20 protein-coding genes are annotated in these 25047 nt (G+C 61.5%); 9 read left to right on the top strand and 11 right to left on the bottom strand.

Annotated elements, in window-relative coordinates; all coding sequences use genetic code 11:
* The first annotated feature begins 170 nt into the window (after positions 1-170).
* The 4 genes from GNZ13_RS10220 to GNZ13_RS10205 all read left to right on the top strand — a co-directional run bounded on the left by GNZ13_RS10220 (position 171) and on the right by GNZ13_RS10205 (position 4246).
* Entirely contained in the window at positions 171-383 is a 213-nt protein-coding gene (locus GNZ13_RS10220; RefSeq protein ID WP_172163091.1) for a glycine zipper 2TM domain-containing protein, read from the top strand.
* A 136-nt stretch (positions 384-519) separates the two neighbouring features.
* The gene (locus GNZ13_RS10215; RefSeq protein ID WP_172163088.1) at positions 520-1017 is read left to right on the top strand and encodes a hypothetical protein; all 498 of its coding nucleotides are present in this window, start codon (positions 520-522) and stop codon (positions 1015-1017) included.
* 403 nt (positions 1018-1420) lie between these two features.
* On the top strand, positions 1421-3019 hold the full coding sequence (locus GNZ13_RS10210; RefSeq protein WP_172163085.1) for an L-lactate permease: 1599 nt from the start codon (positions 1421-1423) through the stop codon (positions 3017-3019).
* A gap of 300 nt (positions 3020-3319) precedes the next feature.
* Entirely contained in the window at positions 3320-4246 is a 927-nt protein-coding gene (locus GNZ13_RS10205) for a DMT family transporter (RefSeq protein ID WP_236001921.1), read from the top strand.
* Positions 4247-4699: 453 nt separating this feature from the next.
* Here the strand turns inward: GNZ13_RS10205 and GNZ13_RS10200 are convergent, their stop codons facing one another.
* Together GNZ13_RS10200 and bamC are read right to left on the bottom strand one after the other, a co-directional pair.
* Complete coding sequence (locus GNZ13_RS10200) at positions 4700-4855, bottom strand: hypothetical protein (RefSeq protein WP_172163079.1); 156 nt, start codon at positions 4853-4855, stop codon at positions 4700-4702.
* Positions 4856-5038: 183 nt separating this feature from the next.
* Entirely contained in the window at positions 5039-6271 is a 1233-nt protein-coding gene (gene bamC / locus GNZ13_RS10195; RefSeq protein ID WP_172163076.1) for an outer membrane protein assembly factor BamC, read from the bottom strand.
* Between the two features lie 458 nt (positions 6272-6729).
* Here bamC and GNZ13_RS10190 point away from each other — a divergent pair, with 458 nt between their 5' ends.
* The 3 genes from GNZ13_RS10190 to GNZ13_RS10180 all read left to right on the top strand — a co-directional run bounded on the left by GNZ13_RS10190 (position 6730) and on the right by GNZ13_RS10180 (position 10659).
* A complete protein-coding gene (locus tag GNZ13_RS10190) occupies positions 6730-7194 on the top strand; it encodes a DUF2844 domain-containing protein (RefSeq protein WP_172163073.1) in 465 nt (154 codons plus the stop codon).
* 65 nt (positions 7195-7259) lie between these two features.
* Positions 7260-8543, top strand: a complete 1284-nt coding sequence (locus tag GNZ13_RS10185) for a DUF3443 domain-containing protein (RefSeq protein ID WP_172163070.1) — start codon at positions 7260-7262, stop codon at positions 8541-8543.
* Positions 8544-8823: 280 nt separating this feature from the next.
* Complete coding sequence (locus tag GNZ13_RS10180) at positions 8824-10659, top strand: glycosyl transferase family 1 (protein ID WP_172163067.1); 1836 nt, start codon at positions 8824-8826, stop codon at positions 10657-10659.
* A gap of 138 nt (positions 10660-10797) precedes the next feature.
* Here the strand turns inward: GNZ13_RS10180 and GNZ13_RS10175 are convergent, their stop codons facing one another.
* On the bottom strand, positions 10798-11382 hold the full coding sequence (locus tag GNZ13_RS10175; protein WP_172163064.1) for a hypothetical protein: 585 nt from the start codon (positions 11380-11382) through the stop codon (positions 10798-10800).
* Between the two features lie 154 nt (positions 11383-11536).
* On the opposite strand from GNZ13_RS10175, the gene GNZ13_RS10170 reads away from it, so the two are divergent.
* Positions 11537-12415: a class I SAM-dependent methyltransferase gene (locus GNZ13_RS10170; protein ID WP_172163061.1), complete on the top strand. Its 879-nt coding sequence runs from the start codon at positions 11537-11539 to the stop codon at positions 12413-12415.
* 321 nt (positions 12416-12736) lie between these two features.
* Positions 12737-14455, top strand: coding sequence for a 2-isopropylmalate synthase (leuA, locus tag GNZ13_RS10165; protein WP_172163058.1), 1719 nt, complete (start codon positions 12737-12739; stop codon positions 14453-14455).
* Between the two features lie 382 nt (positions 14456-14837).
* Here leuA and GNZ13_RS10160 read toward each other — a convergent pair whose 3' ends face one another.
* The 8 genes from GNZ13_RS10160 to GNZ13_RS10125 all read right to left on the bottom strand — a co-directional run bounded on the left by GNZ13_RS10160 (position 14838) and on the right by GNZ13_RS10125 (position 24794).
* Positions 14838-15611: an amino acid ABC transporter ATP-binding protein gene (locus GNZ13_RS10160; protein WP_172163055.1), complete on the bottom strand. Its 774-nt coding sequence runs from the start codon at positions 15609-15611 to the stop codon at positions 14838-14840.
* Positions 15611-16288 carry an amino acid ABC transporter permease gene (locus GNZ13_RS10155; RefSeq protein ID WP_172163052.1) on the bottom strand — a complete coding sequence of 226 codons (678 nt, stop codon included), beginning with the start codon at positions 16286-16288 and terminating at the stop codon, positions 15611-15613. The genes GNZ13_RS10160 and GNZ13_RS10155 overlap by 1 nt, the downstream gene beginning before the upstream one ends.
* Before the next feature lie 22 nt (positions 16289-16310).
* Positions 16311-17093, bottom strand: a complete 783-nt coding sequence (locus tag GNZ13_RS10150; RefSeq protein ID WP_172163049.1) for an amino acid ABC transporter substrate-binding protein — start codon at positions 17091-17093, stop codon at positions 16311-16313.
* A 353-nt stretch (positions 17094-17446) separates the two neighbouring features.
* A complete protein-coding gene (gene hydA / locus GNZ13_RS10145; protein ID WP_172163046.1) occupies positions 17447-18898 on the bottom strand; it encodes a dihydropyrimidinase in 1452 nt (483 codons plus the stop codon).
* Between the two features lie 73 nt (positions 18899-18971).
* Complete coding sequence (locus GNZ13_RS10140) at positions 18972-20483, bottom strand: NCS1 family nucleobase:cation symporter-1 (RefSeq protein ID WP_172163043.1); 1512 nt, start codon at positions 20481-20483, stop codon at positions 18972-18974.
* 119 nt (positions 20484-20602) lie between these two features.
* Positions 20603-21943, bottom strand: coding sequence for an NAD-dependent dihydropyrimidine dehydrogenase subunit PreA (gene preA, locus GNZ13_RS10135; RefSeq protein ID WP_172163040.1), 1341 nt, complete (start codon positions 21941-21943; stop codon positions 20603-20605).
* Positions 21944-22010: 67 nt separating this feature from the next.
* Entirely contained in the window at positions 22011-23360 is a 1350-nt protein-coding gene (locus GNZ13_RS10130; protein ID WP_172163037.1) for an NAD(P)-dependent oxidoreductase, read from the bottom strand.
* 153 nt (positions 23361-23513) lie between these two features.
* Positions 23514-24794, bottom strand: coding sequence for a Zn-dependent hydrolase (locus GNZ13_RS10125; protein ID WP_172163034.1), 1281 nt, complete (start codon positions 24792-24794; stop codon positions 23514-23516).
* Positions 24795-25047 lie beyond the last annotated feature (253 nt).

Genomic DNA, 25047 nt, shown 5'->3' with positions numbered 1-25047 from the left:
ATGCTGACTCATGCTGGCTGAAGGGAAACATTTGATTACGAAACCGACAGTTTGCTGACAAGCGCACACATCTGGATACGGGCTGCGGCGATAAGATCAAATGTAAGGACGGGGGTGACCTGTCCATTTCCACACAACCATTTCCAGACACAATGAACGGAGTCAGCATCATGAAATCGATTCGTCAACTAGGTGCGCTCGCGGCGATCGTCGCGGTTGTCGCCAGTCTTTCCGCGTGTGACGGCATGACCACGCGGCAACGCGATACGGCAATCGGCGCGGGTGTGGGCGGCGCCGCAGGCGCACTGCTCGGCGGCAATGCACTGTCGACGCTCGGTGGTGCGGCGGCAGGCGGCATCGTCGGCAATCAGGTCGGCAAGTAAGTGCTAGCGACCACAAAATGCTTTGCAATGACGTGAAATAAGCCGTTACGGTTTTGCAATCCTGCCGGCGCGACGGGGGCGTAAGCTCAAGCCATTACGCCCCAATGGCGGCGTCCGATTCAAACAGGAGCGCGTCATGAAGTCCCGCGTCATCAACACGGCTAGCACGATCAGCCAGCGGCTGCCGCACCGCTTCCCACGCATTTCACACACGGGGCTTGCGCTCGCCGGCGCAGTCTGCGTGTTGACGTTGTCCGGTTGCTATTACCCCTACGGTTACTATCCTGGCGGCTACTATCCGTATTACGCCACGGTCCCCGCGGGCGCGACGCAACAGGACATGCAGGTCGGACCGCCCGATTCGCAGGCAGCGCAGCAGGCACAACAGCAATCTTCAGCGCAGCGGGCCCAGAACACCCAGCCGTACCCGCCCACTTATGCAGTTGCGGCTCCCCCGCCCGTCTACGTTGCTCCCGCCTATCCCGTCTACTATCCGCCGCCTGTGTATCCGGCTTATTACGGGTATCCCGGCTGGTACGGCCCGTCGGTCTCGATCGGCTTCGGTTTTGGCGGCTATTGGGGCGGCGGCCATGGCGGCCATGGCGGCTGGGGAGGCCACGGTCACTGGCACTGAGTCTCACAACTGAATCTCGCTGACCTGCTTTGACGATCCAGTGCCCGCAGATGCCGGGCACTGGGCCGACTTATGCCGCACAACGTGCGCACCCCGCGTGTTGCCCGAGAATCGGCATGCCCGCCAGCACCCACCATGCCGCGCCGGACTGCCCTCACGCTCGTCATGCCGCGACGATTTCGGCACTCAAGACGCGGCGTGCCCTTGTCTCCTTCGCCCGTACTTTCCCTTCTTGACGCGCCCCAATCTGGCCCTATGCTTGGGAAAGCCACACGCAGTACTTGTTTAAATAAGCGGCCCGGCACGTCTTCGACGCGCCGCCGACGCCCATCCGTCCTGCCAGAACGACGCGCCCCGTAGTGCGTGGTCCCGCGTCGAATCAAACAACAACGAAGGAGACGTGATGTTTCACCAACTGCTAACTCCCGTCGGCAACTCGCTATTGCTGTCGTTTTTCGTCGCCGCCTTACCGATCATTGTCGTGTTGCTGTTACTCGGCTGGGCGCGCCGGCCTGCCTGGCAAGCGTCGCTCGCGGGGCTGATCGTCGGGCTGATCGTGGCGATCTTCGTCTGGCAGTTCCCGGTCGGACTCGCGGCCGCTTCGGTCGCCAACGGCGCGGTGTTCGCCTGCTGGCCGGTGATGTGGATCGTGTTCACCGCGCTCCTGCTCTACAACATCTCGCAGCGCTCGGGTCGCTTCGCGGCCTTCCGCATGTGGATGATCGATAACCTGCCGAACGACCGCCGCGTCGTGCTGGTCGTGATCGGTTTTTCTTTTGGCGCGCTATTCGAAGGGATTTCCGGCTTCGGCACGCCAGTCGCGATCACCAGTTCGCTGTTAATCCTGCTCGGTTTCCCCACGCTCGAAGCGCTCACCTTTACGCTGATCTTCAATACCGCGCCGGTCGCGTTCGGCGCGCTGGGCGTGCCGATCACGGTACTCGGCGCGGTCACGCACCTGCCGGCCGACTCGCTCGCCAAGATGGTCGGACGGCAGTTGCCGTTTTTCGCCTTGCTGCTGCCGTTCTATGTAATCGGCGTGTATGCGGGCTTTCGCAACATGCTGCGCGTGTGGCCGGTACTGCTGGTGTCGGGCGCAAGCTTCTCGCTGACTCAGTTCGTGACGGCGAATTACGTCAATTACAGCTTGACCGACGTGTTGTCGTCGCTGGTCTCGCTGATTCTGACGATCGCGTTCCTGCGTGTATGGAAGCCCGCCGCCGATCCAAAGTTCGCGATCAACATCGATCGCGTGGGCGAGGTGCGCGGCAAGATCAGCGGCGGCCAGGGCTGGTATCCATGGATCATCGTCTCGGCGGTGGTGATCATCTGGACCGTCGCCAAAATCTTCGTGATCGGCGACGTCAAGCTGCCGTGGCCGGGCCTCGACAAGGCTGTGTTCATCACTCTGTACAACACGCCGTACGGCGCAGTGTGGGACTTCCAACCGCTTGCCACCGGCACGGCGATTCTGGTGGCCGCCATCATCACGTCGCTCGTGACGGGTCTGGGGATCAGCGAATTTGGCAAGGCCATCGTCGACACGTGGGTCCAGACGCGCATCGCCATTCTGACGGTGGCCACCATCGTCGCGCTCGCCTATCTGATGAACTACTCGGGGCTCACCTACACGCTCGGGCTCGGCGTCGCGTCGGTCGGACCGTTCTTTCCGCTGGTGTCGGCGTTCCTCGGCTGGGTCGCGGTGTTCCTGTCCGGCAGCGACACCTCGGGCAACGCGCTGTTTGGCAACCTGCAGGTGGTGGCGGCCCATCAGCTGAACCTGAACCCGATCCTGATGGCGGCGACCAATTCGTCGGGCGGCGTGATGGGCAAGATGATCTCGCCGCAAAACATCTCAACCGGCGTGGCGACGACCGACCTCAAAGGCAAGGAAGGCGTGGTGTTCGCCAAGACCTTCAAGCATTCGATTCTGTTGACGGTGATCCTCGGCGTGCTGGTGTGGGTGCAACAGAACTTCCTGCAAGGGATGATTCCGCACTGAGGTGTTGCTGTCAAAGGCGCCACGGCTGGTGCGCTGCCGCAAAATAATTCACACTCTATGGGCGCGTACCCCGCCGGGCCAGCAACCGTTTTGTCGACACGCAAGTCTCATCGCAATTTCTCTCACATCAGCGTGAGAATTGCTCGTTTTGCAGCCAGCTCGACTGCGCTTACGATGACGACAGTCGGACGCCCTTCATCTCCCGAATCTTGCCGTTTCACTCCAAACTGAAACGTTTCGCGCGATCACGCTGCTAGGATGGGCATGCGTCTCGACTCAACCGCGCGCGGCGCCACGACAATGAATGCCAAAAACCTGTTGCAGTTGCTGATCTTGGCCGCCCTATGGGGCGCCTCGTTTCTATTTATCCGCGTCGGCGTGGCCGACTTCGGCGTTGCGCCGCTGATGGCGTTGCGTGTCGGCATCGGCGCGCTCTTCCTTGCGGTCGTGCTAGTCGCGCGGCGGCCGCTGCGCCAGTCCGCGACGATCCTGCGCACGCGCGCCTTTCCGCTACTGGTGGTCGGCATTCTGAATTCGGCGGCGCCGTTCTGCCTGTTCGCGTATGCCGAGCTGACGCTGTCGGCGGGCGTGACGTCTGTGATCAACGCGACCACGCCGCTGTGGGGCGCACTCGTCGGCTTTCTATGGCTGCGCGACCGCCTGAGCGCCCTGCGCACAGTCGGTCTCGTAATCGGCTTCCTCGGAGTCCTGATGCTGGTGTGGGATCAGATCGCCGCCCCGAACGGCGCGGCCGCCACGCCGTTGAGCACCGCGCTCGCGGCGGCCGCCGCGCTCGGCGCCACGCTGCTTTACGGCATCGCAGCCAATTACGCGAAGCGCCACCTGACCGGCGTCGACGCCTTGACCGTCGCGACCGGCACAATGACCGGCGCCACCATCGTGCTGCTGCCGCTCGCCGCAATCTACTGGCCGGCTGCGCCGATCTCGCTGCACGCGTGGGGCGCGGTCATCGCGCTGGGTGTTGCGTGTACCGGCGTCGCCTATATGCTGTTCTTCCATCTGATCGCGGTGGTCGGGCCGGCACGCGCAATTACGGTGACCTTCGTGATTCCGATCTTCGGCATTCTGTGGGGTGCGTTGTTTCTCGGCGAAACCGTGTCGCCCGGCATGCTGGAAGGCTGCGGCGTGATTCTCGTCGGCACCGCACTTGCCACCGGCGTGGTCAAACGCCTGCCGTGGGTCGGACCGCGCCGCGCCGACACCTGAAAACCGCCTCGCGCGATACGTTCCGAGCACCCAAAAAAATAGCCCGCACTCCTTTGGAGTGCGGGCGAAACCGTCGCCCTACGAGGATAGGCGACGGGGCCACCGAGGCCGCGCGCCACGCGCGCAGGCCATCATCGGGCTAAGCACCGGTTCGTTCGCCGGTGCTGAAATGGTCTGGGAATCGCCGATCGGAAACTCGCCGCAAACTCACGTCGGATGTTACGAATCCGGCCCCATGAGCCTTTAAAAGCAGCTTGCGTGCCAGCTATAGAAATTCACAAGAAATTGATCGCAAGCTATTGATTTTTATTGTCATTTTTTGCGACGAAGGGATGTTGACAGGGTTCGCGGAAGGGGTGTTGCGAGTTACGTCACCGGGGTAACGTCACGTTACATGCGGCCGCACAGGGGCGGCCGCGCGTTCCGCTTCATGCGTTTGAAGCGAGTCGAACATCACGGCACCGGCCATTTCGTGCGTTGCGAAGCCGTATGCCTGACTCGCAGACCCGTTGGCCACCGCGTCTCGCGCGGCGCGAGAGCCGCGCCGCATACGAGCGCCAGGACGAGCAAGCTCGCGGCCCACATCCAGTAAGGAATCACGTCGAACATAGCCATCTCCCGTTGAGCGCCGGTTCATACCGGTGTTTCAGACGGAAAGCAAGACGCGTGCGCGCCATGACGGCGGTCTAACCGCTTGCGGTGCGGGGGATAAAACGTGGACATAAAAAAACCCGCCCGGGCTGCGCTCCGGGCGGGTTTTCAGACAGCGTTCGCTGCTTGCTACACCTTCGTTCAGTGCAACTGGTCGACCATCAGACCCATGATCTGCTTGGCCTGCGGGCTCTGATCGATAGCGCCCTTGTCGTCGACCACGGCAACACGGGTCTGGTCAGGCGTGACCGCGCGGACGTTCACGAGATACTGTTTGGCGACCTTTTCCTTCTTGCCGTGGAACACCTGGCTCCAGAAGCCCTGCTCCGCCGACGTCATATCCTTCGGATCGACATAGCGCACGAAGTACAAACCGCGGCTCGCATCCCGATCGTCGACGGTGAAGTTGCTGCGGTCGAGCGCGAGGCCCACGCGCAGCCACGCACGGTCATACGGCTCGCCGAGCGTCAGTTCGGTGGAGGAGGCCTGTGCCGACGTGCTGTTCGCCGAGTCATCCGGCATCGGCGCTTGCGCCGACAGCGCGACATTTTGCGCCGCCGTGGCCGCAGCCGCCGACTTCGCACCCGCCGTAGCCGCGTTCGGCGCCGTTTGCGCACCCGCCGGCGAGAGCTCGGCGCTGGCCGTATCGCCCGACTTCGTGCGCGAATCGGCCAGCGCCAGCGCTGCCATCAACCGCTTCAGGTATTCCTGTTCGAGACCCGGATCGTTCGGCTTGGGTTCCCACTTGGTCGATTCGTTGTTCGTGCCGGTGATCGCCTCACGCATGCCCTTCTGGCTGATGAACACATAGGTGCCGCCGCTCGGTGCCGTTTCGAGACGCGTACGGTACTTGTTGCGCTCGGAACTCACATAGCTGTTGCCCATTGCCTTGGACAGCGTGTCGCGGATCAGGCCGTCGTTGATCTGGGCGTGCGTTTCGTTCCAGTCCGTTTCCATCACGCCCTTGTCGCGCTGGTCGACCACCAGCAGGAAGCCCTGCTCCTGCCAGAAGCGGCGGATTTGCGCCCATGCCTGGTCGGGCGCCTTGTTGTCGATCACGAGCCAGCTTTCCGTACCGTCGCGCTGGATGTGCATGCCGGTCACCTGCGGCACCACCGTCAGGGTGTTGGCGGCCGGTGCTTGCGCCTGGACCTGCTTGAGCGTGGACAGCGAGGTTTCGCCGCCTTGCGGGGGCAACGAACGCTGATCGGCCGTCTCGTCGATCATGTTCGGCGGTACGGCAAGTGACACTTGCTTGGATTTCGAGTCGCTTTTGTAGTTGATTTGGGTCGGCGACGAGGTGCCGCAGCCGGCGACCAGACCGCCTGCCATCAGCATTACTGCAAACCGCTTGGTAAGACGAAGATCAGTCATGTTCGGGGAATCCTTCCGCTACGCCACGGCAAGTTTCCGTGGATCAACCCAACATTTTACCGATCCCGGCGAGACATGTGCAAAAACCGGGGTTTGCCCATGAATTGAGCAGCGCGTGGCGGGCAAAACACGAGCCGCGGCGAAGGGCCTGGATCCCGATAAATCGCTGCACGGCGCGAGCTTCCCTTGGCAGAAAAGCGCCTCGCTTCACGTCAGCAATCATCTCCCTCAGCGGCAAATTTAACACTTCACAACATTTCCTAAGCGTCCGTCAGGCCTGCCCCACCTCATTGTCAGATCCTTGTTTTAAAAGACACTTTCCACCCTCGTCACACGCTATTTTCGAGATTGCCTGAAGCGCCGCGCGCCGCTCCTGACAACGATTAGGAAACCCGAGTGTTATCTTGAATTGGACATCTCAATAAAGCTCTAGAGTTCCAACAGCGAGACAGGTTGCCATGCCAAATCCTTGTTTTTCACCGGCCATTGCCGTCGCAGCTATCATGGCTGCCGTGCTGTGTGCCAGCCCCGACGCACATGCCGAATTGGGCGGCACGATGCCCAGCCAGGCGGATTCGACGCTCGCGGCGCCCCAAACCCTGCTGAACGGCGCCTTACGCCTGCGCACGCTGACCGATGCGGGCAATACCACCATCAACGAATACGCGACCAATACCGGCCAGATCATCGCGTACACGTGGCAGGGCCCGACCATGCCGGATCTGCGCGCGCTGCTGGGGAAGTACGCCGACTCCTACCGGACAGGCGCCGCCGCGTCGGCGCCGGACGGCAATCTGCACGCCTCGCGGGTGGTTCGTCCGGACGTGATCGTGGAATCCGGCGGCCCGATGCGCGGCTATGTGGGCCGCGCGTGGCTACCCGCGGCCCTGCCGCCCGGCGTCACGGCTAGCGATTTCCGCTGAATTTCCGCTGACATCGCGCGCACGCTATCAAGAAAACGCATCGACGATCGATCGCCGACAACACCATGACTATCTCTTCTCATCTCCGTGTCCTGCTTCTCGTCTGCGTGGCGCTCGCCGGTTGCGGTGGCGGCGGCAGTGGCGGCTCCACCGGCTCTTCACAGGCAGGCTCACCCAGCCCGGCCAGCAGTCCAACTGCCGCCACTCCGTCAGGCGCCAGCGCGCCGTCCGGGGGCACCGCGTCCAACGTGGCCACCTCCGTGCCGCAATCGACCACCCCGAACGTTCAGCCGATCGCCGTGACTACCGCACCGGGTCTGACGCGCAACATGCTGACGACCAGCGTCACCGTCTGCCAGCCCGGCACCAGCAACTGCGCGACGATCAACAATATTCAGGTCGACACCGGCTCGCATGGCCTGCGGATTCTCGCGTCCGCGCTGCCGGCCAGCCTCTCGCTCGCGGCGGTGAGTTCAGGCAGCGGCGTGACCGGCGAGTGCGCGGTATTCGGCGACGGGTATGCGTGGGGTGCGGTGCGTAACGCGGACGTGCGGATGGCCGGCCAACTGGCCGCCTCGATTCCCATCCAGCTGATCGCCGACCCCACGCTGCCCAATGTGCCCACCGACTGCGCCGGCTCCGGCCCATCGATGCTGACCGTCGCGACCCTGCGCGCCAACGGCATTCTCGGCGTCGGCCTGTTCGCAGCGGACTGCGGCAGCGGTTGTGTCAATGCCGCTCTGCCCCGTTGGTATTACAGCTGCGACGCCAGCGGCGCCTGCCTCGCGAGTACGCAAGCGCTTGCGCAACAGGTCACCAATCCAGTCAGCCAATTCGCGCTCGACAACAACGGCGTGGTGATCGACCTGCCGGCAATCGCCGACGCGGGCGCGGCCAGCGTCTCAGGCTCGCTGATCTTCGGCATCGGCACTCAGGCGAACAACACGCTTGGCGGCGCAAGTGTGGTCAAGGCGAATCCGCAGACGGGGTATGTGGTCACCAGCAGCGCCGGCCAGACTTATGCAACGAGCTACGTGGACAGCGGCTCGAACGGTCTGTTCTTCAACAGCAGCCAATTCCCGCAATGCGGTTACTGGTACTGTCCGAGCTCGACGCAAACGGCGAGCGCCTCGATCGTGGGTACCAATGGCGCGTCGAACTCGGTGTCGTTTGCGATCGGCAATTCGCGCACGCTGTTCGCGTCGTCGAATAATGCCTTCGACAATCTGGCCGGCATTGCCAGCAACAGCTTCGGCTGGGGCCTGCCGTTCTTTTTCGGACGGCGGGTCTATACGGCGATCGCGTCGCGCGCCACCTCGGCCGGGCCGGGTCCGTATTACGCGTTCTGAGTGCTCAATGTCGGGGATCCGCCTTGGGGCAAGACAGCAGCGTTGGGCGGGTTCGATGGAGCGCCTGAGCAGACTTCCCCCTATCAAGTATCAAACTCCCGCGCCGAAACAGAAGAAAACCTACAGGTCTATCTGATTTTCCCACACGGAAATTTCCCAAATTCCCATCCCAGACTAATTTGATATGCCCTGATTGATATGCCCTGACTGCAATAATCGTCGTTTCCGGCTAACGTCATCTCGATATCGTTAGTCCTGCATACCTAACAAAAGTCAAACGATGGAAGTCACCTTTTCGCTCGACCATTTCGAGCAACTCGTCTACACGCGGCAGCATACACAAGCCACCCTCCAGCTTATCGCCGCGCTAGCACTCCTTCAGCAGAAACGCGGCGAGCTGGACGCAAGTTTCCAGGCTTCGGGCATGACCGGCCTGTCTGCCGAAGAGCAACGCCAGCGTTTCTGCACGCGCCTGGCAAGTGCGGTGTCTACGTTGTTCGCCGACCCGGATTTCCGACCGCCCACCGAGTGCTTCAGATTGTTTCTCACGCTGCACGAATGGATCGGCGAGTTGTTCTCGGCCACGGCGTTAGGCAATGCGGACCACGTCATCCGCTACCTGAATCCCCGCGGCCCGGCGGATACACAATTTTTGCCCGGCGACAGCTTCATCGAGAAGCTATGCGTGCTCTATTCGACCGAGTCCGAACTTGAAGTCGACCTCGCCGCGCTCTGGGCGTACGACAAAACCATCGCGGCCTGTCTCGCCCTCGTTTTGCTGGCACCGGTCTTCAAGGGCTCGCCAAGCGCGCATCTCAAGCGTGAGGCGCTGCTGGAGTGGCTGCCCGGCAAGCTGCAGAAAATCGACGACCTCGACGATCTGCCCACGGCCGTGCTGCACAACGCCTATATGTTCTGCAGCTATGCCGATACGCCGCGGCGGCATGCGATCAAGCAGGACATCAATGTGCTGGTGCGCCGCAAGCTCGCGCAATTCGGCCTGACCGACCTGCCCGCGCCAAAGCGCGCGCCTGCCAAAGGCAAACCGCGGCGCGGCAAAAAGCCCTTGATGATGGTCGTGCTCGAGTGGTTCAGCGGCGCCCATTCGATCTACCGCACGCATTCGCGTACGCTCGAAGCCGCGCGCGAACATTTCGAAGTGGTGGGCTTCGGCTTCGGTTACGCGCTCGACGAAATGGGGCGGAACGTCTTCGACCGCTTCATCGAACTCGAGCAGCCGGACTATATCGGCGAGTGCCTGAAGACAATTCGCGATTTTGCTGAGGCCGAACAGCCGGACGTGCTGTACATGCCGAGCGTCGGCATGTTCGTGCTGACGGTGTTCATGTCCAACCTGCGCGTCGCGCCGCTGCAGATCGCAGCGCTCGGCCATCCCGCCACCACGCACTCCGACAAGATCGACTACATCAGCGTCGAAGAAGATTATGTCGGCGACCCAGCCTGCTTCAGCGAACGACTGATGAAGCTGCCGAAAGACGGCCAGCCCTATCGCCCGTCCGTCGCGCTGCCTGACATCGTCGCGCAGATTCCGCCGCCGCGTGAGACGCTGCAGATCGTCGTCACCGCCAGCGCGATGAAACTCAATCCTGGTTTTCTCGATGCATGCCGCGCAATCGGCGAGCGTGCCGCGACATCCGTTGAGTTTCACTTCATGAGCGGTGTGCCGTCAGGTCTGCCGTTCGACCGTCTGCGCGACGTCATCGCGCGAGCGGTGCCGGGCGCCGTTGTTCACGACTTCCATGGCTACCCCGCGTATCTGGCGCGCGTCAATCAATCCGACCTGTTCCTCAGCCCGTTTCCGTTTGGCAACACCAACGGTATCGTCGACGCATTGACGCTCGGCTTGCCCGGCGTATGCAAACGCGGACCGGAAGTGTTCGAGCGGATCGACGGCGCGTTGTTCGAGCGCGTGGGCATGCAGTCGTGGACCACGACGGACAGTGTCGAGGCTTATATCACCGCGGCCGTGCGCATGATCGACCAGCACGACGAGCGCAGGGCGCTGCGGCAGCGCCTGATCGATACGGAGGCGGTGCAGCGCTGCTTCGAAGGGCGGCCGCAGGCGTTCGGCGAAAGCGTGCTTGAACTGATGTGATGCACGAAAACAAAAGCCGCCTCGCGAACGAGGCGGCTTGAGGTTTGTCTTGCGTTAGCCGGATCATGCCGTGTTCGTTGGGCACGGCATGAGGTACCCGGGGGCGCTAGCCGGCGGCAACAGGCGCAACGGAAATTGCTACTCGGTGGCTTCGCCGGCTTCATCGACCGGTTTGGCGAGCTTTGCCGGCGCCAACCAGCTGAATACGCTCAGCGCCGAGCCGTGGAACGTGCACTCGGCGGCAGCCGCTGTGGTGGTCTTCTTCGGCTTGGCCGATTTGAGCGAAGTTGCGTCGACGCCCGACCCAGCGAGGCTCGCCGAAGCGGCCATAGCACCCGAAGCCCCTTCGGCCGTCACACCTGACGCAGCCGCAGCGTCCGAAGCCGAGGAAGCCACCGACACCGCGGATGCCGCGCGCACGCCCGAAGCCGAGCGCGGCGCCTTCGCCACCTGCGCGGCGGAAGCTGCCGCAGATGCCGCCGATGCAGCTGCAACCTCCGACGCTGTCACCACGTGCTCGATCGAGCCTTCGACGACCACCCGCGAACCGTCAATACCGGCGCCCGTATGAGCGATCTTCAGCGTATCCGGCGACGACGTTTCAGCCAGCTTGCTTCGCATCAACTGCTCGCATGCATCCGAGTTCTTGTAGACGGCCGTGCAGGCCGCCAGCAGCGTGGCGGCGGTCGTGACGCAGGCGATAGAGAGAATCCGAATCTTCATTGATGTTCCGTTTTTCAAGCCGTCGGCAATTGTAGCTTACGGGCTGACGGATCGGCATCGTGCGCTGACCGACGCCACCGGGACGCAGCAAATACCGCAGGCGCATATCGTTATGCGGATTGGCGATTTCTTTCCAGGCGGATCGCGCCCGATAATGGGTGCCATGAACACCCACCCCACTCCCCAAGCCCGCGCGCTGCGTTCCACGCTCGCGGCGCTGAGCGCGGCGCTGCTGCTGGCCGCCTGCGCCGCCCCGACGGCGTCGACCTCTCCCACGGCGGCCGATTCTGCCGCGCTCGATGCCGCAATTTCCGGGCCCCAGCGCAGCGACAAGGCCCGCGCACGCGATGTCTACCGCCATCCGAAAGAAACGCTGCAATTCTTTGGCGTGGCGTCGTCGCAAACCGTGCTGGAGATCGCGCCGGGTGGTGGCTGGTACACGGAAATACTCGCGCTCTATCTGCATGACCACGGGACGCTGTACGAGGCGCAATACGAGAGTCCGGACGCCGCGTCGGCGGCGGAGGAGCAGGCTGGCCGGGCGTCATTCGCGCGCAAACTGGTGGCCACGCCGGCTGTCTATGGCAATGTGGTGGTCGGCACGCTGCGAGCGGGCCGCTTCAGTGGCTTTCCGGCCGATGGCAGCGTCGACCAGGTGCTGACCTTCCGCAACATCCACAACTGGATCAAGGACGGCGAGATCGACGCGAACCTGCGCGCCTTCTACGCGGCGCTTAAACCGGGCGGCATCCTCGGTGTCGAGGAACATCGCGCGGCGCCGGGCACGTCCCTGCAGCAGACCATCGACACCGGCTATGTGACCGAAGCCTATGTCATCGAACACGCGCGCGCGGCAGGTTTCGAATTGGCGGGCCAAAGCGAGGTGAACAGCAATCCGCGCGACACGAAAAATTATCCGAACGGCGTGTGGTCGCTGCCGCCCACGTATGAAGGCCACGAAGTCGATCGGGCGAAATACGCAGCGATCGGCGAATCGGACCGCATGACGTTGCGTTTCGTGAAACCTAGATGACGGCCATGACCAGCTCGGGTTCCAGCGCGCCCCGGCAGCGCTAAGCCCCGCCAGTCGGCGCGTTCTTCACCGCACCGCGCTTGACGCGGTCCCAATAATATGTTCCTATTACGCACTATGTACCGCGCCCAGACCATCCTATCGCTACTACTAGCCCGCTCTACCGGGCTAGGTCTGCTGCTGCGCGCTTCCGTCTGAAACACCCGAAGCACCGCTCAATTCCCCAGTAACCGACCCAGCCCCGGTTTTCGACCGGCGGCCATGCTTTGTCTTTTCGTCGTCCGGTCGACACCAGGTTGATCGATCCCAAGGATGATGAAAATGTTGAAGAACCCTGCTACCAAGTATCGCTCGTTCAAGCCCATCAATTTGACGGACCGCCAGTGGCCGTCACGTGTCATCACGCGCGCGCCGATCTGGATGAGTACCGACCTGCGCGACGGCAATCAAGCGTTGTTCGAGCCGATGAACGCGCAACGCAAGATGCGCATGTTCAAGACGCTGGTGCAGATCGGCTTCAAGGAAATTGAAGTCGCATTTCCTTCTGCCTCGCAAACCGATTTCAATTTCGTACGCGAGTTGATCGAAGGCGGCCATATCCCCGACGACGTCACGATCGAAGTGTTGACGCAAGCCCGCGACGACCTGATCGAACGCACCTTCGAATCCTTGCGTGGCGTGCCGCGCGCCATCGTCCACCTGTACAACGCCACCGCGCCGGAATTCCGTCGCATCGTGTTCGGCCTCGAAAAAAGTGGCGTGAAAGAACTCGCGCAAAACGCCGCGCGTACGATGAAGCGTCTCGCCGATGCCGCGCCGGAAACGCATTTCACCCTGCAATACAGCCCGGAAGTGTTCAGCGGCACCGAACTCGAATTCGCCAAGGAAGTGTGCGACGCCGTGTTCGATATCTGGCAACCGACGCCCGACCATAAAGCGATCGTGAACCTGCCCGCTACTGTGGAAATGGCTACGCCGAATGTTTACGCGGACCAGATCGAATGGATGCATCGCAATCTCGCGCGTCGCGATTCGTTGATCGTTTCAGTGCATCCGCATAACGATCGGGGCACTGCGGTGGCCGCGGCGGAACTGGCGGTGATGGCGGGAGCGGATCGTGTCGAAGGGTGTTTGTTCGGCAATGGCGAACGCACCGGCAACGTCGATCTCGTGACGCTTGCGTTGAATTTGTACACGCAGGGTGTCGATCCTGAACTCGACTTTTCGAATATCAATGAAGTCGCGCGTACCGCAGAGGAATGCACGCAGTTGCCGGTGCATCCGCGTCATCCGTATGTCGGTGATCTCGTGTTCACCGCGTTCTCCGGTTCGCATCAGGATGCGATCAAGAAGGGTTTTGCTGTGCAGAAGCCGGATGCTATCTGGGAAGTGCCGTATATGCCGATCGATCCGAGCGATCTCGGGCGGACTTATGATTCAGTTATTCGTGTGAATAGTCAGTCTGGTAAGGGCGGGATTGCTTATTTGCTCGAGCAGGGTTATGGGGTGGTCTTGCCGCGGCGCTTGCAAGTTGATTTTAGTTCTGCTGTGCAGCGGTTTACTGACTCTAGTGGTCAGGAAGTTACGCCCTCGCAGATCTGGGAATTGTTCCAGCAGGAGTATGTGCACAGTGCTGCGCCGATTCACTATGTTGGACATAGTCTGTCTGAGCGCGATGGGCGTGAACATATCAAGCTCACTGTCGAGATTGATGGCTCGCGGCGCGTGCTGAACGGTGAAGGGAATGGGCCGCTTGATGCGTTGATGCATGCGATCGGGGTGCCGGTGCGGATTCAGCATTATGAAGAGCGGGCTTTGACTCAAGGGGCTGATGCTCGCGCTGTGGCTGTTGCCGAGATGGCTGGGGCTGATGTCGCCGGGAGTGCGTTTGGGGTTGGGATTGATGCCAATCTGGTGACGGCTTCTATTCGGGCTGTGATCAGCGGCGTTAATCGCGCTTATGCGCGGGTTAATGTTGACGCGCAGGGGCGGTTTTTTGAAGTTGCGTTGAGCGATGACGCGGAGAGTGTGGCTGTATGAGGTCTTTGGCCTCTTCCTGATTTGTTAGCGGTTTATTAGCGTCGCCCCTGTGCGGGGCGGCACTCACTTTCTTTGCCGCCGCAAAGAAAGATAAGCAAAGAAAGCGGCTTCACACCGCTAATTCTTAAGCGGGTCCCCTGGCTTGGAGCAGGTAGTGGTGCATCTGGAATCTGTGTTCTCGCACATTCGGCGTGAGTGACAAAGGTGTCATACCTCCCGACTCGCACTGCGTGCTCGTCGGAAGAGTCTGCTAGCAAACCAGTGGTCTATTTTTTGTCTGTCGTTTATTTTTTTGCGGGGCGCTTCCGCGCCCCTCTTCTTTTTCGCTGCGCCGCTGGCTGTCGACAGACCGGTTTTTGTTCCCGTCTTATCTTCTCTCAGGTCAGCCCTGCTCTGTCCATGCATCCGGCAAGCTGTGTGTCAGCGTCGATACGAAGCGCTCTGTTTCCGGTTCGCGTGGTTGCATGAAAATGTCGCGCGATGGGCCCGCCTCGACCACCACGCCGTTGTTCAGAAACACCACGTCTCGCGCAATCGTCGCGGCAAGACGCAAATCATGTGTCGCCATCAACATCGTCATGCCCTCCGTAGCAAGCTGCTTGAGGACGTCCACCACCTCCGCAGCCAGTCCGGGATCCAGTGCCGAAGTGGGCTCGTCGCATAACAACACTTCCGGCGACGGCGCCAGCGCCCGCGCAATCGCTACGCGTTGCTGCTGGCCGCCGGAAAGCGTCGCGGGCCATGCGTCGGCTTTGTGTGCGATGCCGACTTTCTCAAGTAATTCGTCTGCACGTACGCGCGCTCTTTCCTTGTCCCACTTCAGTACGGTCAGCAAGCCTTCCATGACGTTCTGCCGCACCGTCAAATGCGGAAACAACTGGAAATTCTGGAACACCATGCCGGTGCGGCGGCGAATCGTCAGCACCTCCTCGCGCGGTGGCTTGTGATCGCGGCTGAATTCGAGGCGCTGGTCGCCAACTTCAAGTGATCCGGCCTCCGGGATTTCCAGCAGATTCACGCAACGCAAAAGCGTACTCTTGCCGCTGCCGGACGGGCCAATCAGCGCAGTGACGTTGCCCGGCGCGAGTTGCAGGTCCACCGAACTCAACACCCGATTCTCGCCGAAGTACTTGTCGATTTTTTCCAGTCGAATCATCAGTTGCTCGCATGGAAAAGTGCGTGACGGCCGAACTTGCGCTCGAGCCGGACTTGCGCCGACGACAATACCGAACTGAACACGAGATAAACCAGTGCCGCCTCGGTGTACAGAATCAAAGGTTCATACGTCACCGACGCGATCCGCTGTGCCGCCTGGAACACCTCGGGCACCGTCAGTACCGCGGCGAGCGATGTGTCCTTCACCAACGCAATGAACGAGTTCGAGAGCGGCGGCAGCGCAACACGCGCCGCTTGCGGCAGGATCGCGCGGCGCAGCGCCTGTTCACGCGTCATGCCCATCGAGTACGCCGCTTCCCATTGCCCCTTCGGAATCGACTCGATCACGCCGCGTATCACCTCCGAGTTATACGCGCCGACATTCAGCGAAAACCCAATGATCGCCGCCGTCAGCGGGTCGAGCACGATGCCCACGTTCGGTAGTCCGTAGAAAATCACAAACAGTTGCACCAGCAACGGCGAGCCGCGAAACAGCCACACGTAGAAGCGCACGCACGCTACCGCCCACCGCGGGCCGAATAGCCTGACCAGCGCAACAATAAACGCCACGACAATCCCAATGGCGAACGATGCCAATGTGAGCGGAACGGTAAATACAAGCCCCGCATACAGGAGGGGCCACAGCGACTGCGCCATCAGATGCAACCATGCTGGCATGATTCAGACTCGCACGTGACGCTTATTGGGAAACGTCTTTACCAAAGTACTTCTGCGAGATCTTCAAGTACGTGCCGTCTTTCCTCATGTCGGCGAGCGCCTTGTTGATCGCCGCCTGCAACTCGGGACTGCCCTTGCGGATCAGCACCGCGGACTTGTCGCTGCTGTCCGCCGACGTATCGAGCGCGGCGATCTTCACCTTCGCGTCCGGCTTGTGCTTCTTGAAGTCGAGGAACGACAGCGAATCGTTGACGGTCGCATCGACGCGGCCCGCAGTCAACAGGTCGACCGATTCGTTGAAGCCCTGCACGGGAATCACCTCCGCACCATGCGCGGCCGCGATCTTGCCGAAGTTGCTGGTCAGCGTATTCGCAGACTTCTTGCCCTTCAGGTCGTCGAACGTCTTGATCGAATTGTCGTCCGAACGCACGATCAGCGCCGCATGCGAAGTGATGTACGGGTCCGAGAAATCGTATTTCGCCTTGCGCGCGTCGGTGACGGCGACTTCATTGATCACCGCGTCGTAGCGGTTCACATCGAGACCGGCAATCAGGCCGTCCCATTTACCTTCGACGAATTGCGGCTTGACGCCCAGCCGTTGCGCGATGGCTGTGCCGATGTCGACGTCGAAGCCGGTCAGCTTGCCGGATTCATCGTGGTACGTGAACGGTGCGTAGGTGCCTTCGGTGCCGATCTTGAACACGCCCGCGGACTTGATCTGCGCGAGCTCGTCAGCAGCGAAGGCCGGGCTCAGGGTCACCGCTTGCAGCAGCGCGATCAGCAGAATGGAACGAATCGACTTCATCAGGTGGCTCCGTAAAGTTTGCTACGTCAGTTGCATGGTTTGTGTGCGGCATTCCGCCAGCGGTCGGGCCCGGCAGAGTGGGCGGACTGTAGCAAACGGTCTGCGTTTTTACAAAGGATCAGGTTTCCGATCAATATGCGCTTGCGTGCTAAGCGGACAGCCAAGGTGGTTCATACAACGTTGAATTCGCCCCTACAGCAGATAGGGCAGACGCGGCATGCATCGCACCACGGAACACGTGCCGGGCGCCATCAGGGAAAACGCGGGAGGGGTATCGCCACGGCGAATGCGCGGCGTTGAAAAATAGTCGGCGCGGGCGGCACTGCAAGGCCGCCCGTCAGATTGCAAACAGCTTACCGCTCTACCGGATGCGGCTCCTTGCGCTTGTTGGCCACCCGGATCGCATCGAAGTAAGCGGGATTCGGCGGACGCTTCAGATAACGCCCTGCGCCACGCACCGCCCGCAGTTCGCCATCGGTCCATGCCAGCGCGCCGCGCGTGAGAGTATGCATCGCCACGCCCTGCACCGTCATCCCTTCGAACACGTTGAAGTCGACCTTCTGATGATGCGTCTTCACCGAAATCATTTTACTTGCCTGCGGATCCCACACGACCAGGTCGGCATCCGCGCCCACCTGTACTGCACCTTTACGCGGATACAGGTTGAAAATCTGCGCGGCGTTGGTCGAGGTAATGCGTACGAATTCGTTCGGCGTGAGACGCCCGGAATTCACACCGTGATGCCAAAGCACGGCCATACGATCTTCGACGCCGCCGCAGCCGTTCGGGATCTTCGTAAAGTCCTCGCGACCCATGGCCTTCTGCGATGCGCAGAACACGCAGTGGTCGGTCGCGGTTGTGTGCAATTGGCCCGCTTGCAGGCCCCGCCACAATGCCTCGCGATGCTCCGCGGAACGGAACGGCGGGCTCATCACATGCGCTGCGGCGCGGGTCCAGTCGGGATCGCGATACACCGCTTCGTCGATCACCAGATGGCCCGGCAGTACTTCGCCGAACACGCGAAGGCCCTCGCTGCGGGCACGCGCAATCGCGTCCACCGCATCTTTCGCTGACACGTGGACGATATACACCGGCACGCCCAGCACCTGTGCAATGCGGATCGCGCGATTGGCAGCCTCGCCCTCCACTTCCGGCGGCCGCGACAGCGGATGCGCCTCCGGACCCGTAAAGCCTTTTGCAAGCAACTGACGCTGCAACTGAAACACCAGTTCACCGTTTTCCGCATGCACGGTAGGCAGCGCGCCGAGTTCGAGCGAACGCGAGAAGCTGTTCACCAGCACTTCGTCATCGGCCATGATCGCGTTCTTGTAGGCCATGAAGTGCTTGAAACTCGACACGCCGTGTTCGTGCACCAGCGTGCCCATGTCGCGATAGACGGAATCGTCCCACCACGTCACCGCAACGTGAAAGCCATAGTCTGCCGAAGCCTTTTCAGCCCAACCGCGCCACGCCTGGAACGCCTCCATCAACGATTGCTTCGGACTCGGAATCACGAAGTCGATGATGCTGGTCGTACCTCCGGATAAACCCGCGGCCGTACCGGTATAGAAATCGTCGCTGGCTGTTGTGCCCATGAACGGCAATTCCATGTGCGTATGCGGATCGATGCCGCCGGGCATCACATACTGCCCGCCCGCATCCACGATCGTGGCGCCCGCCGGCGCTGCCAGGTCCGCGCCGATCTGCAGGATCGTGCCGCCGTCCTGCGGGTCCGCACACAACACGTCCGCACGATACGTGTTCTCCGCGTCGATAATCGTGCCGCCGCGAATCAGGGTCGTCATGGTGCCGCCTCCTTATGAACTGCTGGTTTCGGTGCTACGTACTTCGTTCGCTTCGTGCGTGGCTCATGCACACTCAGGCACTCGCCACACGCGCACTCGGTCCCTTGCTCAGCTTCATCCACGCGCTATATACGATCGACGCCAACGCGAGTCCGACAAACCAGGCATAGGTATAGAGTGTGTTGAAAATCGCCGGCACATTCGGGAACGATGCCGGAAACGCGGTATGCAAAAAGCCGGGCAGATTCGGTAGCACGCCGATCACGAGCGCCACCACCGCGCCGATATTCCAGCCGCCGGTGTAGCTGTACTCGCCATGCTCGTCGAACAGTTCACGCGGGTCGAGCCGTGTGCCGCGAATCAGGAAGTAGTCGACCATCAGAATGCCCGCCACCGGACCGAGCAAAGCCGAGTAGCCGACCAGCCACGTGAAAATATAGCCCTGCGTGGTGGCGAGAATCTTCCACGGCATCATCACAATGGCGATGGTCGCGGTAATCATGCCGCCGACTCGATACGAAATACCCTTCGGCCAAAGGCTCGAAAAGTCATAAGCCGGGCCGACGAGATTCGCCGCCAGATTGCAGCACATCGTATCCAGCGTCAGGATGATCAACGCAAGGCCGACGCCGATGCCGGTCATGCGGCTCGTCAGGTCGATCGGGTCCCAGATCGCCTTGCCGTAGATCACCACGGTCGCCGACGTCACCACCACCGAGATGACCGAGAGCAGCGCCATCGGAATCGGCAAGCCCACTGACTGGCCGATGATCTGATCGCGCTGCGTTTTCGCAAAGCGGGTGAAGTCGGGAATATTCAGCGCGAGCGTCGCCCAGAAACCCACCATGGCCGTGAGGCCGGGCCAGAAGGTCGCCCAGAACATGCCCTCCTTCTTGCCGCCAGTCACGAATTGCGACGGTGCCGACAGCATCGAGCCGAGTCCGCCCGCCTTCGAGGTGGCCCACCACACCAGCGCGATACACATCACGATCTTGATCGGCGCGGACCAGCTTTCGAGCCAGCGAATCGAATCGGTGCCGTGCACAATGAAGTAAATCTGCAGCGCCCAGAACACGAGGAAACACGCGAGCTGCGCGAGCGAGATGTCCAGGAACGGCAAGGCCGCGCCGTGCAGCGCGTTACCGGTCAGAATGTTCAGCAGCGTGTAGATCGCGCTGCCGCCAAGCCATGTCTGAATACCGTACCAGCCGCACGCGACGATTGCCCGCAGCATCGCCGGCAGTTTCGCACCTTGCGTGCCGAAGGAGGAACGCACCAGCACCGCATACGGAATACCGTGCTTCGCGCCCGCATGCCCGATCAGCAGCATCGGCACCAGCACGATCAGATTGCCGAGCAGCACGGTCGCCACCGCCTGCCACGGCGACATGCCCTCCTCCGTCAAACCGGCCGCGAGCATGTATGACGCGATGTTCATCACCATCCCGACCCAGAGCGCGGCAAAGTGATACCACCTCCACGTGCGCTGGGCGACGCCGGTCGGCGCAAGGTCATCGTTGTAAAGACTGCTGCCCTGCGCGCCGGCCGCAAACTGCGGATCGACGGGTTGCGCTGTTTGCTTCATCGAAAGATCTCCACTGATCGTTGAGGCCCGCGCGGCTTCTGGCGGCGCGTCAGGGCCCTGGGGAAAACTATAGGTTCAGTACAAGCGCTTCGTTTCCTTTCCTACAGGTAGCTCATGTTTCAGGCTGCTTTTGCTGCATGTGCGTGCGCGTGTGCATGCTCGGCGGTTTCAACTGCGTCCGACGTGCCGTTCTCACCGGCATCCACCCGCGCGGGGTTGTTCGGATGCGTGGTCCAGTTCGCGTACTCGCCACTGTCCACACGCTCCATCGTGATGCACTGCTCGACCGGGCACACATGCATGCACAGATTACAGCCGACACATTCGGAGTCCATCACTTCAAAATGCCGGACGCCATCTTTTTCTTTCATAATCGCCTGGTGAGCGGTGTCTTCGCACGCGATATGGCAGAGGCCGCACTGGATGCACTTGTCCTGATCGATGCGTGCCTTGATGTCGTATTTGAGGTTCAGGTACTTCCAGTCGGTGACGTTCGGCACGGCGCGACCTCGAAAATCGTCTAGCGTCGCGTAGCCTTTTTCGTCCATCCAGTTCGAAAGGCCATCGGCAAGATCGGAGACGATACGGAATCCGTAGTGCATCGCCGCCGTGCAGACCTGCACGCTGCCCGCACCAAGCACCATGAATTCGGCCGCATCGCGCCACGTCGAAATGCCGCCGATGCCGGAAATCGGCAGATTCGGTGTTTCCACGTCGCGCGCAATTTCAGCCACCATGTTCAGCGCGATCGGCTTGACCGCCGGACCGCAATAGCCGCCGTGCGTGCCTTTGCCGTCGACCATCGGCAATGGCGACATCGCGTCGAGATCCACCGCGACGATCGAGTTGATGGTATTGATCAGCGACACGCCGTCCGCGCCGCCCTTATAGGCAGCACGCGAACCGAGGCGGATGTCGCTGATATTCGGCGTAAGTTTGACGAGGCACGGCAGCTTCGTGCCTTCCTTGACCCAGCGCGTGACCATTTCGATGTACTCGGGCACCTGGCCCACCGCCGCGCCCATGCCACGCTCGCTCATGCCATGCGGGCAGCCGAAATTCAGTTCGACCGCATCTGCGCCGGTGTCTTCGACGAGCGGCAAAATCCATTTCCAGTCGCGCTCGTTGCACGGCACCATCAGCGAAACGATCATCGCGCGGTCCGGCCAGTCGCGTTTGACTTGCGTGATTTCTTTAAGGTTGATGTCGAGCGGACGGTCGGTGATCAGTTCGATGTTGTTCAGGCCAGCGATGCGCTGGCCGTTCCATTGCACTGCGCCATAACGCGAGCTGACGTTCACTACATGCGGGTCGAGGCCCAATGTCTTCCACACGACCCCGCCCCAGCCCGCTTCGAACGCGCGGTTCACGTTATAGGCTTTGTCGGTCGGCGGCGCAGAGGCGAGCCAGAAGGGATTCGGCGACGTAATGCCGGCAATCGTACAGCGCAGATCGGCCATGTTCGGCTCCTTGGGGACTGCTGTTTTATCTTGGTTTGATGCGTGGCTTAAGCGGCTTTATGCGGTCTTACGCGGCTTTAACCGCTGTGCGGGCGAACTGCGCGTCAATCGCGGCAGCGGCGATCTTGCCGTCCTGCACCGCTTGTACCGTCAGTTCGATCCCATCCGTCGCCGCGCAATCGCCACCTGCCCACACGCCTGGCAGCGAGGTTTGTCCGTTTGCATCGACCGCGATACGGCTGCCATCCAGCGTCAACAGTTCGCGCTCGATTCCGACCGGCACCAGCGTCTGCCCGATTGCCTTGAGCACCATGTCGGCCTCGACCACGAAGCGCTCCTGAGTGCCATCGCTTGATGTGCGTTCGAATTCGACACCTGTGACCACGCCGCCTTCTCCAATCAAACGCACCGGCGTTGCGTGCGTGACGAGCGTGACGCCGTTGGTCTGCGCGAAATCGCGCTCAGCCCACGTTGCGCTCATCGACTCGACGCCGCGTCGATACACCATCGTCACCGACGTCGCGCCAAGTTTGTGGCTTTGCACAGCGGCGTCCACTGCCGTATTGCCGCCACCGATCACGACGACCCGGCGGCCCACCGGCACCGTGCCGAAGTCGCTCGCGGTGCGCACCTGTTCGATGAAATCCACTGCGTTCATCACGCCGCTCAGGTCCTCGCCTTCCATCGCCAATGCGCGCACGCCCGTGAGACCGATCGCGAGGAAGACCGCATCGTATTGCTTCCGCAGCGCGTCGAGATCCACGTCACGTCCAAGCGCGATGCCGTGCCGGATCTCGATGCCGCCGATCGAGCACAGCCACGCCACTTCGCGCTGCGCAAAATCGTCGACGGTTTTATAGGCAGCGATGCCGTATTCGTTCAGACCGCCCGCTTTTTCGTGGGCGTCATAAATGGTCACGTTGTGGCCGGCCAATGCAAGCCGATGCGCACACGCAAGTCCGGCCGGTCCGGCACCGACCACAGCGACATGCCGCCCCGTTTCAGCAGCTCGCTTGAACAGCGCTTCGCCGCGCGTCATCGCCCAATCGGTCGCATGACGTTGCAACGCGCCGATCGCCACCGGCTTCGCATCCTGATGGTTGCGCACGCAAGCACCTTCGCAAAGAATCTCGGTCGGGCAAACGCGCGCGCACATGCCGCCCATCGGATTCGCCGACAGAATGTCGACGGCCGCGCCCTTCAGATTGCCGTTGCTGATCTTGCGAATGAAACTGGGAATGTCGATCTGCGTCGGACACGCGTTCACGCACGGCGCGTCGTAACAGTAATGACAACGGCTCGCTGCCGCGGCCGCGGCACTCGCGTCGAGCAACGGCGCGATATCGGAGAACTCGCACGAGAGTTGATCGGCCGATAGGCGCTGAGCCGCAATATCGCCGGTTTGCTTGATGGCCATACACGTTCCTTCTTCAATGTGAGGACGTAGCCGGTCCCGCCGGCTACGCTGAAGCGGAGCCGGGGCGGCATGTTTTATGGGCACTACGGTGAGGCTGGTGAATCAACCGCAACCACAACCACAACCACAACCACAACCGCTACCGCTAAAGCGTTATGAAACCGGCTCGCACGCTCGTCCGAGCATGGCGTGCAACAAGACGTTAGCGCCCGCTTCGATCCATTCGAAGGTGGCGTCCTCGATCTCGTTGTGACTGATTCCGTCGACGCACGGCACGAACACCATTGAAGTCGGCGCGACCTGCGACAGATAGCAGGCGTCGTGTCCCGCACCGGACACCATGTTGCGATGCGAATAGCCGAAGCGTTCGGCCGCGGCGCGCACGGACTTCACGCAGGCTTCGTCGAAAGCGACTGGCGCGTAGTAAAAGATCTGCTCAAGTTCGGTTTCCAGACCGATACCGCTCGTGATTTTCGCCACGCCCTCGCGCAACGCGGCATCCATCTTCGCAAGCACGGCGTCATCCGGATGACGGAAGTCGACGGTAAAGAACACGCGACCCGGAATCACATTGCGCGAGTTCGGATAGACCTGCATCATGCCGACCGTCGCGCAGCCGAACGGCGCGTGATCCAGCCCGATGCGATTGACCAGATCGACTACGCGCGCGGCCCCGAGCAAAGCATCGCGACGGCGCGGCATCGGCGTCGGACCCGCATGCGCCTCTTGCCCCGTCAGTGTGATTTCGTACCAGCGCTGACCTTGCGCATCGGTCACCACGCCAATGGTTTTTTGCTCGGCTTCGAGAATCGGCCCTTGTTCGATGTGCAATTCGAACGCGGCATGCAAGGGGCGGCCACCGCACGGAAGATCGCCCGCATAGCCGATGCGTTTGAGTTCCTCGCCGATAGTCTTGCCGTCCACGTCCTTGCGCGAGAGGCCGTAGTCCAGCGTGAAAACGCCGGCGAACACACCCGATGCAACCATTGCCGGTGCGAAGCGCGAGCCTTCCTCGTTGGTCCAGATCACCACTTCAACCGGATGCTCGGTCTCGATGCCGTGATCGTTCAGACTACGGATCACTTCGAGTCCGCCGAGCACGCCGTAGATGCCGTCGAAACGACCGCCGGTCGGCTGCGAATCCGCGTGCGAGCCAGTCATGACCGGCAACGCATCGGGGTTGCGCCCGGCGCGGCGCATGAACACATTGCCCATCTGATCGACACTGACCGTGCAACCCGCTTCCTTCGCCCAACTGACGATCAGGTCGCGCCCCTGTTTATCGAGGTCGGTCAGCGCCAGCCGGCAGACGCCGCCTTTGGGCGTCGCGCCGATCTTCGCCATCGTCATCAGGCTGTCCCACAGCCGCTTACCGTCGACCCTGATCGACGTTGCGGGTTCTGCGTGCTTCAGCGCTTCGGATACCGCGTTCATTCGTCTCGCTCCTTTCGGTGAATCGACATGAAACTGGTGCAGGGGCGGCGGGTTTTGGGGCATAGCCGCACGGCGGCGGTGCACACTCGATGCCTTCGATTGCCTCTTCATCAGAGGGCAAACCCTGGGGCATCGCCCGCTATCTCAATCCTGTCCAGTTGGACAGGTTGTAGACGATTAAGCCCGCCAAATCAATCCCTTTCGTACGGTGGGAAACATAGCGAGAAGCGTGCCATTGCACTGCAGCACGCAT

Origin of the sequence: Paraburkholderia elongata (genome assembly GCF_013177735.1) — a bacterium.
Classification (GTDB): domain Bacteria; phylum Pseudomonadota; class Gammaproteobacteria; order Burkholderiales; family Burkholderiaceae; genus Paraburkholderia; species Paraburkholderia elongata.
The sequence above is the reverse complement of the archived record's forward strand: the minus strand, read 5'-3'. Positions and strand labels throughout refer to the sequence as shown.

What these genes read in the sequence shown, in the direction of transcription:
- GNZ13_RS10220 (WP_172163091.1), top strand. Translation starts at nt 171, where the DNA reads ATGAAATCGATTCGTCAACTAGGTGCGCTCGCGGCGATCGTCGCGGTT.
- GNZ13_RS10215 (WP_172163088.1), top strand. Translation starts at nt 520, where the DNA reads ATGAAGTCCCGCGTCATCAACACGGCTAGCACGATCAGCCAGCGGCTG.
- GNZ13_RS10210 (WP_172163085.1), top strand. Translation starts at nt 1,421, where the DNA reads ATGTTTCACCAACTGCTAACTCCCGTCGGCAACTCGCTATTGCTGTCG.
- GNZ13_RS10205 (WP_236001921.1), top strand. Translation starts at nt 3,320, where the DNA reads ATGAATGCCAAAAACCTGTTGCAGTTGCTGATCTTGGCCGCCCTATGG.
- GNZ13_RS10200 (WP_172163079.1), bottom strand. Translation starts at nt 4,855, where the DNA reads ATGTTCGACGTGATTCCTTACTGGATGTGGGCCGCGAGCTTGCTCGTC.
- bamC (WP_172163076.1), bottom strand. Translation starts at nt 6,271, where the DNA reads ATGACTGATCTTCGTCTTACCAAGCGGTTTGCAGTAATGCTGATGGCA.
- GNZ13_RS10190 (WP_172163073.1), top strand. Translation starts at nt 6,730, where the DNA reads ATGCCAAATCCTTGTTTTTCACCGGCCATTGCCGTCGCAGCTATCATG.
- GNZ13_RS10185 (WP_172163070.1), top strand. Translation starts at nt 7,260, where the DNA reads ATGACTATCTCTTCTCATCTCCGTGTCCTGCTTCTCGTCTGCGTGGCG.
- GNZ13_RS10180 (WP_172163067.1), top strand. Translation starts at nt 8,824, where the DNA reads ATGGAAGTCACCTTTTCGCTCGACCATTTCGAGCAACTCGTCTACACG.
- GNZ13_RS10175 (WP_172163064.1), bottom strand. Translation starts at nt 11,382, where the DNA reads ATGAAGATTCGGATTCTCTCTATCGCCTGCGTCACGACCGCCGCCACG.
- GNZ13_RS10170 (WP_172163061.1), top strand. Translation starts at nt 11,537, where the DNA reads ATGGGTGCCATGAACACCCACCCCACTCCCCAAGCCCGCGCGCTGCGT.
- leuA (WP_172163058.1), top strand. Translation starts at nt 12,737, where the DNA reads ATGTTGAAGAACCCTGCTACCAAGTATCGCTCGTTCAAGCCCATCAAT.
- GNZ13_RS10160 (WP_172163055.1), bottom strand. Translation starts at nt 15,611, where the DNA reads ATGATTCGACTGGAAAAAATCGACAAGTACTTCGGCGAGAATCGGGTG.
- GNZ13_RS10155 (WP_172163052.1), bottom strand. Translation starts at nt 16,288, where the DNA reads ATGCCAGCATGGTTGCATCTGATGGCGCAGTCGCTGTGGCCCCTCCTG.
- GNZ13_RS10150 (WP_172163049.1), bottom strand. Translation starts at nt 17,093, where the DNA reads ATGAAGTCGATTCGTTCCATTCTGCTGATCGCGCTGCTGCAAGCGGTG.
- hydA (WP_172163046.1), bottom strand. Translation starts at nt 18,898, where the DNA reads ATGACGACCCTGATTCGCGGCGGCACGATTATCGACGCGGAGAACACG.
- GNZ13_RS10140 (WP_172163043.1), bottom strand. Translation starts at nt 20,483, where the DNA reads ATGAAGCAAACAGCGCAACCCGTCGATCCGCAGTTTGCGGCCGGCGCG.
- preA (WP_172163040.1), bottom strand. Translation starts at nt 21,943, where the DNA reads ATGGCCGATCTGCGCTGTACGATTGCCGGCATTACGTCGCCGAATCCC.
- GNZ13_RS10130 (WP_172163037.1), bottom strand. Translation starts at nt 23,360, where the DNA reads ATGGCCATCAAGCAAACCGGCGATATTGCGGCTCAGCGCCTATCGGCC.
- GNZ13_RS10125 (WP_172163034.1), bottom strand. Translation starts at nt 24,794, where the DNA reads ATGAACGCGGTATCCGAAGCGCTGAAGCACGCAGAACCCGCAACGTCG.